Origin of the sequence: Solihabitans fulvus (assembly GCF_008386585.1) — a bacterium.
Lineage (GTDB): Bacteria > Actinomycetota > Actinomycetes > Mycobacteriales > Pseudonocardiaceae > Solihabitans > Solihabitans fulvus.
In genome coordinates, this window is sequence record NZ_VUOB01000042.1 from 41346 (window position 1) to 55509 (window position 14164).

At 71.6% G+C, this 14164-nt stretch carries 14 protein-coding genes; 5 read left to right on the forward strand and 9 right to left on the reverse strand.

Going from position 1 to position 14164, the window contains the following annotated elements:
• Positions 1-4 precede the first annotated feature (4 nt).
• From F0L68_RS24045 to F0L68_RS24060, 4 genes are all read right to left on the reverse strand, one after another.
• Complete coding sequence (locus tag F0L68_RS24045) at positions 5-1357, reverse strand: ABC transporter substrate-binding protein (protein ID WP_223199085.1); 1353 nt, start codon at positions 1355-1357, stop codon at positions 5-7.
• A gap of 128 nt (positions 1358-1485) precedes the next feature.
• Complete coding sequence (locus tag F0L68_RS24050) at positions 1486-2247, reverse strand: DeoR/GlpR family DNA-binding transcription regulator (RefSeq protein ID WP_149852026.1); 762 nt, start codon at positions 2245-2247, stop codon at positions 1486-1488.
• Positions 2248-2577: 330 nt separating this feature from the next.
• Entirely contained in the window at positions 2578-3156 is a 579-nt protein-coding gene (locus F0L68_RS24055) for a snapalysin family zinc-dependent metalloprotease (RefSeq protein WP_149852028.1), read from the reverse strand.
• Positions 3157-3159: 3 nt separating this feature from the next.
• Positions 3160-3900, reverse strand: coding sequence for a S1 family peptidase (locus F0L68_RS24060; protein ID WP_149852029.1), 741 nt, complete (start codon positions 3898-3900; stop codon positions 3160-3162).
• A gap of 321 nt (positions 3901-4221) precedes the next feature.
• Here F0L68_RS24060 and F0L68_RS24065 point away from each other — a divergent pair, with 321 nt between their 5' ends.
• Positions 4222-5136 carry a hypothetical protein gene (locus F0L68_RS24065; protein WP_149852031.1) on the forward strand — a complete coding sequence of 305 codons (915 nt, stop codon included), beginning with the start codon at positions 4222-4224 and terminating at the stop codon, positions 5134-5136.
• A gap of 21 nt (positions 5137-5157) precedes the next feature.
• Here the strand turns inward: F0L68_RS24065 and F0L68_RS24070 are convergent, their stop codons facing one another.
• A complete protein-coding gene (locus F0L68_RS24070) occupies positions 5158-6810 on the reverse strand; it encodes an NAD(P)/FAD-dependent oxidoreductase (protein ID WP_149852032.1) in 1653 nt (550 codons plus the stop codon).
• Positions 6811-7133: 323 nt separating this feature from the next.
• Positions 7134-7493 (reverse strand): winged helix-turn-helix transcriptional regulator, encoded by a 360-nt coding sequence (locus F0L68_RS24075; protein WP_149852033.1) that lies wholly within the window; start codon positions 7491-7493, stop codon positions 7134-7136.
• Between the two features lie 135 nt (positions 7494-7628).
• Between F0L68_RS24075 and F0L68_RS24080 the strand changes: the two genes are divergently transcribed.
• Genes F0L68_RS24080 through F0L68_RS24090 form a run of 3 tightly spaced genes read left to right on the forward strand, consistent with a single transcriptional unit; the run spans position 7629 to position 9806 of the window.
• A complete protein-coding gene (locus F0L68_RS24080; protein WP_149852035.1) occupies positions 7629-8450 on the forward strand; it encodes an NAD(P)H-binding protein in 822 nt (273 codons plus the stop codon).
• A gap of 43 nt (positions 8451-8493) precedes the next feature.
• Positions 8494-8898, forward strand: a complete 405-nt coding sequence (locus F0L68_RS24085) for a pyridoxamine 5'-phosphate oxidase family protein (RefSeq protein ID WP_149852036.1) — start codon at positions 8494-8496, stop codon at positions 8896-8898.
• A complete protein-coding gene (locus F0L68_RS24090; RefSeq protein WP_276313899.1) occupies positions 8895-9806 on the forward strand; it encodes a haloalkane dehalogenase in 912 nt (303 codons plus the stop codon). The genes F0L68_RS24085 and F0L68_RS24090 overlap by 4 nt, the downstream gene beginning before the upstream one ends.
• Positions 9807-9935: 129 nt before the next feature.
• Here the strand turns inward: F0L68_RS24090 and F0L68_RS24095 are convergent, their stop codons facing one another.
• Complete coding sequence (locus tag F0L68_RS24095; protein WP_149852039.1) at positions 9936-10391, reverse strand: carboxymuconolactone decarboxylase family protein; 456 nt, start codon at positions 10389-10391, stop codon at positions 9936-9938.
• 178 nt (positions 10392-10569) lie between these two features.
• Between F0L68_RS24095 and F0L68_RS24100 the strand changes: the two genes are divergently transcribed.
• Positions 10570-12051, forward strand: coding sequence for a sigma-70 family RNA polymerase sigma factor (locus tag F0L68_RS24100; RefSeq protein WP_149852041.1), 1482 nt, complete (start codon positions 10570-10572; stop codon positions 12049-12051).
• A gap of 29 nt (positions 12052-12080) precedes the next feature.
• On the opposite strand, the gene F0L68_RS24105 is transcribed toward F0L68_RS24100, so the two are convergent.
• Positions 12081-13376, reverse strand: a complete 1296-nt coding sequence (locus F0L68_RS24105) for a cytochrome P450 (RefSeq protein WP_438672312.1) — start codon at positions 13374-13376, stop codon at positions 12081-12083.
• 89 nt (positions 13377-13465) lie between these two features.
• Entirely contained in the window at positions 13466-14131 is a 666-nt protein-coding gene (locus tag F0L68_RS24110) for a L,D-transpeptidase (RefSeq protein WP_188316784.1), read from the reverse strand.
• Positions 14132-14164: the final 33 nt, after the last annotated feature.

Sequence of the window (14164 nt, forward strand, 5' to 3'; positions counted from 1 at the left end):
GTCGTCACTTGGCCCGGTACTTGGCCGCGACCTTCTCGGCGAGCTGCTGGCCGCCGTCCAGCGCGGCGTCCACGGTGGTGCTGCCGGCGATCGCGGAGCTGACTTGTTGCGAGACCTGCGTGCCGAGGTCGGTGAACTCGGGGATGTCCACGAACTGGATGCCGATGGTCGGCCTCGGCTGCGTGCCGGGGTTGCGCGGATCGGCTGCGGTGATGGCCTGCTGGGTCTGCCTGGCCGACGGGGTCGCCTTGAGGTAGTCCTGGTTCTCGTAGGTCGAGGCCCGCTTGCCGTCGGGCACCTTCGACCAGCCGAGCTTGCCGCCGACCAGCTTCTCGTAGTCCCTGCCCGACGCCCAGGAGATGAACTTCCATGCGGCGTCGTGCTTCTTGCTCGCCTGCTGCACGCCCCACGCCCACGTGTAGAGCCAGCCCGCGCTCTTCGTCTTGGACACCGGGGCCTGCGCGAAGCCGAGCTTGCCGGCGACCGGCGAGTCGGCGGCGTTGAGCAGCCCGGCGGCCGAGGTGGCGTCGTACCACATGGCGACCTTGCCCTGCTCCATGTTGTTCAGGCACTCGGCGAAGCCGGCCTGCGGCGCGCCCGCCTCGCCGTGCGCGCGGACCAGGTCGACGTAGAACTTGGTGGCCTGCTTGAACTCCGGCGCGTTGACCTGCGGGGTCCAGTCCTTGCCGAACCAGGTGCCGCCGAAGGTGTTGACCACGGTGGTCAGCGGCGCGAACACCTGGCCCCAGCCAGGTTGGCCGCGCAGGCAGATGCCCTTCATGCCGGGCTGCGCCCCGTCGGCCTTCGCGGCGAGGTCGGCGACCTGGTCCCAGGTCGGGTTGTCCGGCACCGTCAGGCTCTTCGCGTCGAGAACGTCCTTGCGGTACATCAGGAACGAGGACTCGCCGTAGAACGGCTCGGCGTACAGCTTGCCGTCCTCGGCCGTCAGCGACTGGCGCATCGACGGCAGCACGTCGTTCTGGTCGAACGCGGTGTCCTTGGCGACGAAGTCGTCCAGCGGGGCGAGCCAGCCGTTCTTGGCGTAGAACGGCACCTCGTAGTTGCTGATGCTGGCGATGTCGTACTGGCCGGCCTGGCTGGAGAACTCCTGGCTGATCTTGTCCCGGACGTCGTTCTCCGGCAGCACGGTGTAGTTGACCTTGATGCCGGTCTGCTTGGTGAAGTTCTCCTCCGTCAGCTTCTGGATGTCGAGCATCTGCGGGTTGTTCACCATGAGCACGTTGATGGCGTTGCCGTCGGCGGCCCCGCCGCCGCCTCCCGCGCCGCTGCACGCCGCGCTGGTGGCCGCCGCGAGCACGACGGCGGCGAGAACTGGTGCGGCTCGACGGAGTTCCACTGTGATCACCATGTCTTTCCTGGGGTGAACCGGCCTTCGCCGATCGAATCCGGGCAGGCCGCGACGGCCGACGGTGCGCCCTGCGGCGATGGTCGGTGCGGTGGCGGCGCGGAAGGTGTTGTCGCGCCTCAGGTCCGGATGACCCGAGGCCCCATGGCTGCGTAGCGGTTGGCCTCCGCGACGGACAACGCGGAGTCGGTGACCAGCGCCTCGAAGTCCGTGACGTCGGCGAACCTGCTGAAACTGGAGACCCCGAACTTGGTGTGCACGCCGACGAAGATCCGCCGTCGGGACACCTTGACCGCCTGGCCCTTGACCGCGCTGACGGCGGGGTCCGGGGTGGTCAGGCCGCGGTCGCGGGAAATGCCGTTGGCGCCGAGGTAGGCGAGGTCGATCACCATGTCGCCGAGCATCTGGACGGCCCAGTGGTCCACGGTGGCCAGGGTGCGGCCGCGGAGCCGTCCGCCGAGCAGCAGCACGGTGGTCGACGGGACGGCAGCGAGCGCCTCCGCGGTCGGCAGCGACGCGGTGATCACGGTGATGGGCCGGTCGGTCGGCAGGGTCTCGGCGACCAGTTGCGGGGTGTAGCCCTCGTCGACGAACACCGTCTCGGCGTCGCCGAGCCGGTCGGCGGCGGCGATCGCGATCCGACGCTTCTCCGGCACGTGCGAGCGCGTCCGGAAGGTCAGCCCCGTCTCGAAACCGGCGCTCTCCACCGGGTACGCACCGCCGTGCGTCCGCCGGACCAGGCCGTGTTCGCCAAGGACCCGCAGGTCGCGCCGGATGGTCTCCGGTGCGACGCTCAACTCGGTCGCGATCTCGCTGACCTCGACCCGCCCGTCGCTGCGCGCCCTGGCCAGGATGCGACGATGACGCTCGTCCGACTGCATCGCACCCTCCCTGTCCGCTCGGTCAGCACGTGCCCGTTCGGGCTGTGCGAACAGGTTTAACACCGTCGCAACATGGTGACCAGCCCCACACCGAATTCGCGGCTGCCCGATCGGTGCCCGGTTTCCTCGACAAAACCGCAGCTCGGCGTGGAGTTCGCCGCCGGAGCGCCGTCCTCGATGCCCGAGTGGGCTCGTGCGGCGGCCCGTTCCCTGGTTTGCCGGCCCGGTCGTGCGGCTGCGCGCACGCCGACGGGCCGAGGAGAACAGCCTCCTCGGCCCGTCGGGGTGGTGCGTTGACCCGGTCAGCAGAAGGACCGGTCAGCGGGACGATCAGAACGTGAAGCAGTCGCTGTACTCGGCGTCACGGGTGAACGCCGACAGGGCGCCGCCAGCGTTGCGCTCGACCTGGGCCGCCTCGGTGGCGTGCGGCGCGGTCGTCTTACAGGAGGTCGGCGAGCTGTGCCCGGACATCAGGTAGTCGCAGCGGCCGTTGCGGTTGTCCGGCAGCCCGAGGATGTGGCCGAACTCGTGCGCGGCGATCCTCGGCGGGTAGAAGCCGTCGTTGACGGCCTGCCGGCCCATGTAGACCGTGCCCCGACCGAAACCGCCGGGATAGGTGCGCGGCCAGCCGTCGTCGGCGTAGACCTTGACTGTGGCCTGGCCGCCGCTGGCGGGCTTGAGCTGCACGTTGTGCACCGCCGCGTTCCAGGCCGCGACCCCGGCCGCGACGGCGGACTTGAACTCCTGCGCGCCGCTGGCGTCGTAGTAGACCGTGCGGACGGAGGGTGCCGCCGGGGCGGCCACCGCGGTGCCGGCGCCGGCCTGCTGCACCAGCGCGAACGACAGCAGCAGCGTGAACGCGACGGCCAGCGAGCGGGCCGTTCGTCGGAGGGTTCCGTTGGTGATCATGCGTCACCGCCCGATCTGCTGGTGGATCCAGGCCGCGTGCTGCGCGATGCCGGTGTACAGGGTGGTGGTGGCGCACTCGCCGTTGTTGTCGCCGGGGCCGTGCGTCTCGCCGACCAGCGTCCACCGGCCGGTCGTGCCGACCAGGGCGGGGCCGCCGGAGTCGCCGTGGCAGGCGGAGTGGGTGCGGTCGCCGGAGACGCAGAGGTCCTGCGCGCCGCCGCCGCCCGCGAAGCAGGAGCTGCTCGGCAGCACGCGCAGGTCGATCTGTTGCAGGATGGCCGGAATCCGGCAGTTCGGCCAGCTGGTGCAGCCCCAGCCGAGCAGCCGCGTCGCGGTGCCGGCGGCCGGGTTGGTCTGCGCGAGCGCCACGGGCGCGTTGCCGACGGCCGCGGACAGGTGCATCAGCGTCAGGTCGGTGCCGGGCTTGGTGATCCGGCGGTCGATCCGGCCGACCACGCCACCGGAGTTCTTGTTGGTGGAGCCGATTCGGCCCTGCGCCGCGCTGCCGCAGTGGTTGGCCGTCACGATCCACTGGGGGGCGACGAGACTGCCGCCGCAGCCGTTGCTCAGCGACACCATGAACGAGTAGGTCTCGGTGGCGTTGCCGCCGCCGATGATGTTGGGCTGGGCGCTGCTGCTCGGCTGGTCATCGTTGGTTGACTGGGCCGCGTTCGCGGACGCCGGTAGGGACAGGGCCAGGACGGCCGCGAATGCTGCGAACGCGGCCAGGAGTACCTTGCGCATCGTCACTCACAATCAGCGGCCATTGGCCGCCGGCAGGGGAAATCAGAGACAGGGGAACGAGCAGGCAGGGACGCGCTCGTCTGATCACACCTGTTGAGGCCGAGCCACCTCCTCACCGCCACCTCGCCCGATCTGTCCGGTCAACCGTGGTGGGGCGACCCGCCCGTCAGCAATGCCGCCGAGTCGACCCGAGGAACGATCCGGGGGCCGGAGCGGAACGCGGAATACCTACTTTCTGCCGGTTTCCGCTGGAAAGACCCATAGCTACCGTGAACGTTCACACCGTGCACATCAGGCAACGGACCACCTGGCGGTGAGCGCATGGCGAGGACGTCGTTGCCGCCCGAGCTGGCCGAGGCGTTGCGGCTGGGGCCATTCGACCTCGCGCTGCGGCTGGCGATCCGGCACCGGGGCCTGTCGCTGGCCAGGGTGCGGGCGCACCTGCGGGGGCTGGGGACGGACCTCGGCCAGTCGACGCTGAGCTATTGGCAGCGCGGGCTGCGCAGGCCGGAGGCCGCCGGGGACACCGTGCGCGCGCTGGAGACCGTGCTGCGCCTGCCGCCGAACTCGTTGGTGGCGCTCGTCGAGGCCGGGCCGTCGCCTCGGCAGGAGTTCGCCGGGGTGTACCCGAAGTGGGAGCGGCACGCCGAGCTGATGCCCAAGTTCGACCTCGACCCGACGCACCGGCCGAACCAGGAGTTGCAGGTGGTGGCGGTGCACGACTTCGTCGAGTTCGGGCGGGACCGGGAGCAGCGCCGCCAGACCACGCGCATGGTGGTGTCGGCGCTGCGGTCCGGGCCGGACCGGTACTTCGCGGTGTTCGTCGGCGATGACGGGTGCCGCATCGAGGACGTGGCGGTCCGCACCGGCGAGGGCTGCCGGGTCGGTCGGGTGCGGCACCTGCCGGCCGACGGGATGCTCGCGGCCGAGCTGCTGTTCGACCGGCGCCTGGTGGTCGGCGAGACGCACGTCTTCCGGTTCTGCGTTGCCGGCGGCGCGGGCGGGCCGTCCACCGGCGTGACGCGGTCGTTCGCGCGGCCGGTCGGCAGCTACCTTGCGCAGCTGGAGTTCCATCGGCGCGCCGTGCCGGCCAGGTGCACGCGGCAGTTCCTCGCGGCGCAGGCACGGGAGCCGATGGGGCGGGAGGACTTGCAGTGCTGCCTCGGGCTGGTGGCCAGCGCGTATTTCGCGGATCTTGGCGCAGGGACGGCGCAGATCGGCTTCGAGTGGAGCTGAGGCCGGTCGGGTGGGTCCCGGTCAGGCCGTCGGGTCGGCGTGCCGGGTTGGGTCGGCGTACCGGGTCGGGTCTCCGTCAGGCGCGGCGCGTTGGCTCGGCGGGACGATCGTGTGCAGGGCGGCACGCGCGTAGGTCGGCGTGCGGCGCGACCGGTTTCGGACGGCCGTCGCGAGGATCCGCGACAGCATCCGTGGGCGCAGCAACGTCTCCGGGCCGGTCAGCATGTTCATGACCTTGATGAAATGCTGGTACATCACCGGATCGCCGGGCAGCGAGCCGAACCAGCTGTCCATGAACCACTGCGTGAACGCGGTGAGCCTGGCCGGTTTCGCGCCCTCCTGCCAACCCCGGTCCACGGCGGTGGCGAGCAGCCACGGCCGGAAGGTGACCTTGGCCTGGCGACGCAGATACCGGCCGGCCAGCCCGGTCAGGTCCGTCCGGCCCCACGCGGCGAGCATGTCGCGGAGCAGGACAGCCTCGAGGCACGCGACGGTCATGCCCTGGCCGTAGATCGGGTTGAAGGTGCAGACCGCGTCGCCGACCACGATCAGCCCGTCCGGCCAGCGCGGCACCCGGTGGTAGGCGACGCGGCGGTTCACCGTGTGCCGGAAGCAGTGGATCGGGGAAATGCTGGTCAGTTGCCGAAGGGCGTCGGCGAACCCGCTGCGCAGCGTGTCCGCGAACGCCAGGAATCCGGCCTCGTCCCCTGGCGGGTACGCGCCGCCTGCGCCCTGCAACGTGAAGACGAGCTGGTCGCCCTCGGTCCGCAGCGCGAAGCAGCCGTGTGGAAGCCCAGGCGCGGCAACGGACTCGACCATCGCGAACCAGTCGAACGGCGGATCCTCGGGGACCCGGTAGACGCGCGTGGCGTAGCCGAGCCTGGCGTCGACGGTGGTCTCGGCCGGGCGGGGCAGGCCGAGCCGCACGAGCCAGTCGGCCAGGTGCGAGGACCGTCCGCTGGCGTCCACCACGAGGTCCGCGTGCAGGGTGACGTCGTCCTGCCGCGCCACGCCGTTCCGGCGCGACCGGAGGGTCAGCCCGGTGACGCGGTTCGCGCCGGGATCGTGCACCAGCCCCGTCGCGTGCCGGCCGTCCAGGACGGTCACGCCAGGCAGGGCCCGCACGCGCGCGTTGAGCCGCGCGTCCAGCAGGTGGCGCGTGAACGTCTGGTTGGGCACTCCCGAGGTGAGCCTGTCGGGCAGGCCGGAGGGGAACAGCATGCGCACGCCCTCGCCGAAGTCGAACACCGGCGCGCCAGCGTCGAGGAGTTCCGCCCACAGGCCGGGCACCAGCTCCTCGATGATCTCCCTTCCCCTGGCGAGCATGCCGTGCGGATGCAGGGCCTGCGGGATACCGCCGCGCTGAGCCCTTTCGCGGTGGGTCCCGTCGCCGTTGGTTCCGTCGCCGTTGCCGTCGTCGCCGTTGCCGTCGTCGCCGTTGCCGTCGTCGCCGTTGGTGAGATCGCGCTCGACGAGCGTGACGCGGCCGAATCTGTCGGCCAGCACCCGCGCGGCGAGCAGTCCCGCGACCCCGGCGCCGATGACGACCGCGTGGCCGAGGTCGCGCGCGCCCGAAGGCGCGACCGGCCGGGCGGCGGCGTCCCGGGTGGGCCGCTCGGCGGTGCTGTCGGTGCTGTCGGCGGCGCGGTCGTCTGGGCGAGCGGGGACGGGCATGGCGGCTCCCGGGTTCGGTCGCGTGACGACCGGCCGTCAGTCGCGCGGCGACGCCCGGAACCCGGATCCAAGTGTCCGTTCCGAATCGACGGAGGACTGTGGACAGTGGTCCCCCGCGATCGGCGTTTGGGCGAACCGCGGTGACCGGCCGTGCTGTGCCGGCGTTGGGTCGAGGCATCGGTCACCAATGTCCGGTGCCCGCAACGGAAGTCCGGCGCACACCAGTGAAACGACCGCCGAGGAATCCGGCAAGGGCCTGCCGAACTAGCACCCGTTTGGTCGAAGGTGCTGCAATATTGCCAAAATACGGGTCGCCGGCGCGGTCAGCCGACGCTGGCCTGGTCGTAGTCGGCCTGCACGGCGAGGATGTCGAACGCGTGGTCCCGGATCCAGCCGAACATCCCGGCCAGCCGTTCGCCGGTGCCCCGTCCCAGCGGCGTCAGCCCGTAGGTCACCTTCGGCGGGGTCGACGGCTCGACGGCACGCCAGATCAGGCCGTCCCGGACGAGCGTGCGCAGGGTCTGCGAGAGCATCTTCTCGCTGACGCCCTCGATCCGCTCGCGCAGCTCGTAGAACCTGAGTTCCTTCTCCTGTAGGGCGATCAACACCCAGATGCCCCACCGGCTGGTGATGTGGTCGAGCACCTGTCGCGCCGGACAGTCGGCGTGAAACACGTCACTCATGTCGTCGGGCGACCACGTTGCGAGCTGCTTTCCGTCTCCCACGTCGTGAGCTTACTTCAAGGTACGTCCTTCCCGAAAGTAAGCCCGCGCTCCTAGCTTTGCGATCACACCGAACGCCTCACCAAGGAGCAGATCATGATCGTCGTCACTGGCGCGACCGGCAACGTCGGACGGACCCTCGTGCACGCACTCGCCGAGGCGGGTGCGCAGGTCACGGCCGTGTCCCGCGGCCCGGCCGACACCGGGTTGCCCAAGGGCGTGCGGCACCGGCAGGCCGACCTGGCCGACCCGGAAAGCCTGCGGCCCGTGCTGGACGGCGCCGACGCGCTGTTCCTCCTCGTCGCCGGCGACAGCCCGCACGGCATCCTCGACGCGGCCAAGGCCGGCGGGGTGCGCCGGGTCGTGCTGTTGTCCTCCCAGGGCGCCGGCACGCGGCCCGAGTCCTACCCGCACCCCCACGCGTTCGAACGCGCCGTCACGGAGTCCGGCCTCGACTGGACGATCCTGCGGCCGAGCGGCTTCGACACCAACGCCTTCGCCTGGGCCGCGCCGATCCACGAGCACCGCACGGCCGCCGCGCCGTTCGGGGACGTCGGGCTGCCGAACATCGACCCGACCGACATCGCCGAGGTGGCTGCCGCCGCACTGCTGGACGACACGCACATCGGCCACACCTACGAACTCACCGGCCCCGAGCTGACCACCCCGCGCGAGCGGGCCGCGGCGATCGGCGACGCGATCGGCGAGCAGGTGCGGTTCGTCGAGCAGAGCAGGGCGGAGGCCAGGGCGCAGCTGCTCACCTTCATGCCGGAGCCGGTCGTCGAGGGCACCCTCGCGATCCTCGGCGAGCCGTCCGCCGCCGAACAGACGGTGAGCCCCGACGTCGAGCGGATCCTCGGCCGCGCGCCGCACACGTTCGCCGAGTGGGCCGCGCGCAACGTCGCCGCCTTCCGCTGAGTCGCCGCCTTTCACTGAGTCACCGCGAGTCGAAGGACCCACGATGTCCCTGTCGTTGCCACTGCCGCTGTCGGCCTCGGTCGAGACCTTCCTGACCGAGCCGCACCTCGCGACTCTCACCACCTTCCGCCCCGACGGCTCCCCGCACGTGGTCGCCGTCCGGTTCACCTGGGACGGCGCGGCCGGGCTGGCCCGCGTGCTGACCGTCGCGTCGTCGCGCAAGGCACGGAACCTGCTGGCCGCCCCCGGCAGCCGCGCCGCGCTCTGCCAGGTGGCCGGCTTCCGTTGGATCACCCTCGAAGGCACCGCGACGGTGTCCGACGATCCGGCCCGCGTCGCCGACGGCGCGCGCCGCTACGCCAGGCGCTATCAGTCCCCGCCGCCCAACCCGCCGGGTCGGGTGGTGGTGGAGATCGCGGTCGACCGCGCGATGAACCTCAACGCCTGACCCGTTTTCACCAGTTCACCAACACAGACAGGCCGGCAATGCCAATCCAGCACGTGCTCGACTCGACGATCCACTACCGCGAGACCGGCGCGGGAACCCCGATGGTGTTCCTGCACGGCAATCCCACCTCGTCCTACCTGTGGCGGCACGTCCTGCCCGCCGTCGGCACGCCCGGCCGGCTCCTCGCCCCCGACCTGATCGGCATGGGCGAGTCCGGCAAGCCGGACATCGGTTACACCTTCGACGACCACTCCCGCTACCTGGACGCGTGGTTCGACGCGCTCGACCTCGACGACGTGGTGCTGGTCGGGCACGACTGGGGCGGCGCGCTCGGCTTCGACTGGGCGGCACGGCATCCCGACCGGGTGCGGGGCGTCGCGTTCACCGAGACGATCGTGAAACCCATGTCCTGGCAGGAGTTTCCCGAGGGCGCGCACCCGATCTTCCGCGCGATCAGGACGCCAGGGGTCGGCGAGACCATGATCCTGGACGACAACGTGTTCCTCACCGAGGGGCTGCCCGGCACCGTCGCCAGTCCGATGGCCAAGGCGGACCTCGACGCGTACCTGGAGCCCTACCCCACCAGGGAAAGCCGGCTGCCGCTGCTCCAGTGGCCGCGCGCGATGCCACTGGACGGCGAGCCGGCCGAGGTGGTGGCCAGGATCGTCGCCTACGACCGGTGGTTGGCGGCCAGCGACGACGTGCCCAAGCTGCTGCTCGCGTTCGAGCCGGGGCCTGGCGCGATGATGACACCCGAGATGATCGACTGGTGCGCGGACACCATCGCCGCCATCGAGATCGAGCGGCACGGCGTGGCCGGCCACCACACGCCGGAGGATCAGCCCGAGGTGATCGGCAGGTCCATCGCCGCGTGGGCCGACCGACACGGCCTGCGCTCCGCGGTCTGACACTCCATTGTGGACCTATGCGGCGCGCACATGTGGCGCGTCAGCCGACCGCTCGCGGCGGAACCTGTTGGATGGGCACGACTTCGCCACCGGGCGGCCTGGCACTCGCGCCGCCCGGCACCGGCCTGACTACCAGCGCGCGCCGGCGATCTGCTTGGTGGTGGCGTTGATGCGGTTGAACAGGTTGGTCACGCCGATCATCAGGACGAGCGCCGCGAGCTGCTGCTCGTCGTAGTGCTCGGCGGCGGCGTCCCAGATCTCGTCCGGCACCGGGTCGGACCGGTCGGCGAGCCGGGTGGCGGCCTCGGCCAGGGCCAGCGCGGCGCGCTCGGCGTCGGAGAAGTAGGGCGCCTCGCGCCAGGCGGCGACCGTGAACAGCTGGTCGTCGGTCACGCCGGCCTTGCGGGCGTTGTGGGCGCCGCCGTCGACGCAGACGCTGCAACCGTTGATCAGGCTCGCGCGCAGGTGCACCAGCTCCATCGTCGACGCCGGCACACCGGCCTTCCCGATGGCCTTGGTCAGGGAGAGGATCGCCGTCATCGCGTCGGGAATGACCTGCGCCGGGTTGTCCATCCGAGCCTTCATGGTCGTTCTCCTTCAGGGTTTTTGTTGGTCGAACACTCCACTGACGGACCGGGTCCGACGAATGTGACCGCCTGAGACCGGCGTCACAGCCGAGCGCGGGAGAAACTTCTCCGTCTGGCCGTAATCCCTGGTCAGGTGCGGCGACCTAGAGTCGTACCGCTCATCCCGGGAGGTTGGATTGCAGACAGACGCGTCGCTGGTGGCCGCCGCCACAGCGGGAGATCGGGCCGCGTTCGAGCGCCTGTACACCCGGTACGCCGCGCCGCTCACGGGTTTCGTGGCCCGCCAGGTCGGCGACCGGCACCTCGCCGAGGACATCGTGCAGGACTGCTTCCTGATCGCCTGGCGCGACCTGGACAGGCTGCGCGACCCCGCCGCGGTGCGGTCGTGGCTGTACGGGATCGCCTACCACCGGGTGCTGGACGAGGGCCGCAGGCCGGGACCGCTGCCCGTGGCCGAGCTGCCGGAGCGCGCGGACCCGGCGGCCAGCCCGGCCGCGGTCGCGGAGCAGCGGGAGGCGGCCGGGCTGGTCTGGGCGGCGGCGCAGGGCCTGGAACCTCGGCAGCGTGCGGTGCTGGAGCTGTCCGTGCGCGCCGGCCTGTCCAGCGCGGAGATCGGCGGGGTGCTCGGCGTCGGCAGGGCGCACGCCTCGGTGCTGGTGCACCGCACCCGCAGCGCGCTGGGCAACGCAGTGCGGACGCTGCTGGTCGCGCGGCAGCGCGGCCGGTGCCAGCAGCTCGACGCGCTGGTCGGCGGGGCGCGCCGGGTGCTGTCGGCCCGGCAGCGGTCCTCGGTCGACCACCACATCCGCCGCTGCGCGCGGTGCCGGCGGCTCGGCGGCCTGGTCGGTCGCTCGGCCCTGCTGGTCGCCGCGTACGCGCTCGCGGACGGGCTGACCGACGGGCTTGGCGGCGACGGCGGTGGGCCGGCAACCACGCCGTTGGCCCTGCGGACCGACCCGCCCGGCCGGCCGAGGGCGCGGCTCGTGCCGGTCGCCGCTGTCGCGCTGGTGCTGGCCACCGGATTCGCGACCTACGCGCTGTGGCCGGAGCCCCCGGGCAACGCCGCCGCCGAGCCGCCCGCCGCTGCGGCCTCGACCAGCGTGCCGGTCCCGGTGACCAGCGCGTCCGCGCCGGTCGTGACCACGTCAACGCCGCCGCCGACCACCAGTTCCTCGCCCGCCCCGACGACCCGGCCCCCCAGCGCCACCACGACGACGCCGGCCACCTCCGCCACCTCGGCCGCCGCCGCGAAGCCCTCGACGAGCGAGGACACCGCGGAGGAGGGCCAGGTGCTCACCATGGTGAACGCCGAGCGGGCCAAGGCGGGCTGCCAGCCGTTGCGGGCCGACGCGCGGCTGCACGCTGCCGCGCTGGCGCACTCCCAGGACATGGCCCGCCGCGACTTCTTCGACCACGTCAACCCCGACGGCGAGCACGCCGACGCGCGGATGGCGCGCGCCGGGTACTCGTGGAGTATGTGGGGCGAGAACATCGCCTACGGGCAGCCGACGGCCAAGGACGTGATGGCGTCCTGGATGAACAGCCCGGCGCACCGGGACAACATCCTCAACTGCGCGTTCACCGACCTCGGCGTCGCGATGGTGTCGAACGGCTCCGGCCGCAGTCCACTGTGGACACAGGTGTTCGGCACGCCGTGACCTGCGCGCCGCCGACCAGGGGCCGGTCCCTACTTCACCAGTACCGGCAGGGATTCCACGCCGTAGACGATCGAGACCTCGCGGAAGGACAGGTCCCCCGGCGGCACGGCGAGCCGCAGCTCCGGGAAGCGGCGGACCAGCGCGGGATAGGCCGCGCGCAGCTCCATCCTGGCCAGCTCCGCGCCGATGCAGCGATGGATGCCGTGCCCGAACGCCAGGTGCGGGGACGGCGGCCGCGCCGGGTCGAAGCCCTCCATGGCCGTGCCGAGCGCCGGGTCGCGGTTCGCGCCGCTCAGCGACACCAGCACGATGTCGCCCTGCTCGATCCGCACCCCGGCGATGTCCAGGTCCTGCGTGGCGAACCTGGGGAAGGCCAGCTGCACGACCGTCAGGTACCGCAACGACTCCTCGACGAACCGGTTGACCGCGGCGTCGTCGTCGCGGATCTGCGCGAACGCGTCGGGATCGCGCAGCAGCAGGAGCGTGCCGAGCGCCAGCATGCTCGCGGTGGTCTCCAGGCCGCCGGTGAGCACGCCGTCGGCGAGTCCGGCGAGCTCCCGGTCGGAGATCTCGTCGCCGTGCTCCCTGATCAGCATGCCAAGCAGCCCGTCGCCAGGAGCCTCGCGCTGCGCCCGCACGATGTCCAGCAGGTAGGACAGCGACTCCGTGATCGCGCCGAGCGAATTCAGCGCGCCCGACACCAGGTCGAAGCGGGCCGTGCTCAACCGCTGGAACCGGTCGCGTTCCTCGTAGGGCACGCCGAGCAGTTCGCAGATGGTGAGGGAGGGAATCGGCAGCGCGAACGCCTCCCACAGGTCCACTGGCCCGTCGGCGCGCGCCATCGCGTCGAGCTGCTCGGTGACGATCTCGTCGATCCTCGGCGTGAGCCTGGCCAGCCGCCGCATGGTGAACTCGGGGGTGAGCAGGCGGCGCAGCCTGGTGTGCACGGGCGGGTCGGCGAAGCCGAGGCCGCCGGGGTTGTCGCCGTCGGTCACCCCGGCGTTGCCGACCAGGTGGGTGAAGTCGCTGCTAAACCCCGTCGCCCTGCCGAGCACGGCCTTCGCCTCGTCGTGCCCGGTGACCAGCCACGCGTTCGCGCCGAAGGGCAGGTCGAGCCGGCTGATCGGGGCCGAGACCCTGGCGTCGGCGAGCGCGGGCACCGGGTCGAGGCCGTCGCGCCGCAGCGGCATCAGCGCGGACTCGGGCAGCGACCGCATGCGCGACAGGTCGATTCCGTTGCGCCGCACCCTCGCCAGGTACCTGCGCCCCATCCAGCCGATGGCGCGGGACCGGACGCGCCGCACGATCGACAGCTCTCTCCTCATGTCCTAATAGTCGCAATTCGAACCTGAGAAGTTCCCGATAGGGGGGTGCAACAACGGTCGGTGACCGCGCGGCTACGGCCCGACCGCGATCACGGCAGGATCTGCACGACGTCGCCGATCTTCAGGAAGTCGTAGAACCGCTGGGAGTCCGCCGCCGCGAGGTGGACGCAGCCGGCGGAGTACCGCTCAAGGCTGCCGGTGTGGAAGGCGTCGCCAGGGTAGAAGAACACCGAGTTGGGCATCGGCGCGTTGAACTCGGTGCTCCAGAAGTCCTTCTGCTTGGACAGCACGTGGAACGTGCCGGTCGGGGTCGCCCGGTCGGCACCGGGTCCGCCGGGCTTGATCTGCACCGGACCGCTCACCACGACGCCGTCCCTGATCAGCCAGGCCTGGTTGGTCGACAGGCTCGCGCAGGCCGAATCCGTTGCGGCGCAGGGAGTTCCGGGGACCAGGCCGGTCGGGGCAGGCTTGACCGGGGCGGCCTTCGCGGCCGGCTTCGGCGTGCTGGGGGTGGTGGCCGGCACATGGGTCGGCGGCGGTGGCGGCGGGGTGGTCGTGGTGCTGATGGGCGGCGGGGTCGTCGTGGTGGTGGTCGGCGGGGCGGTCGAGCTGCTTGCCGAGGTCGCGCTGCTTGCGGTCGCCCCGGTGCCCGAGGCCGCCGCCAGGTGGACGCCCTGGTCGCCGCCCGAGGAGCACGCCGTGAGCAGGGCGGCAGTGCCTACCGTCACCGCGCAGATCGTCTTCTTCGCTCGCACCTGGTCGCTCCCCGACTTTGTTCCGCTCGGCCG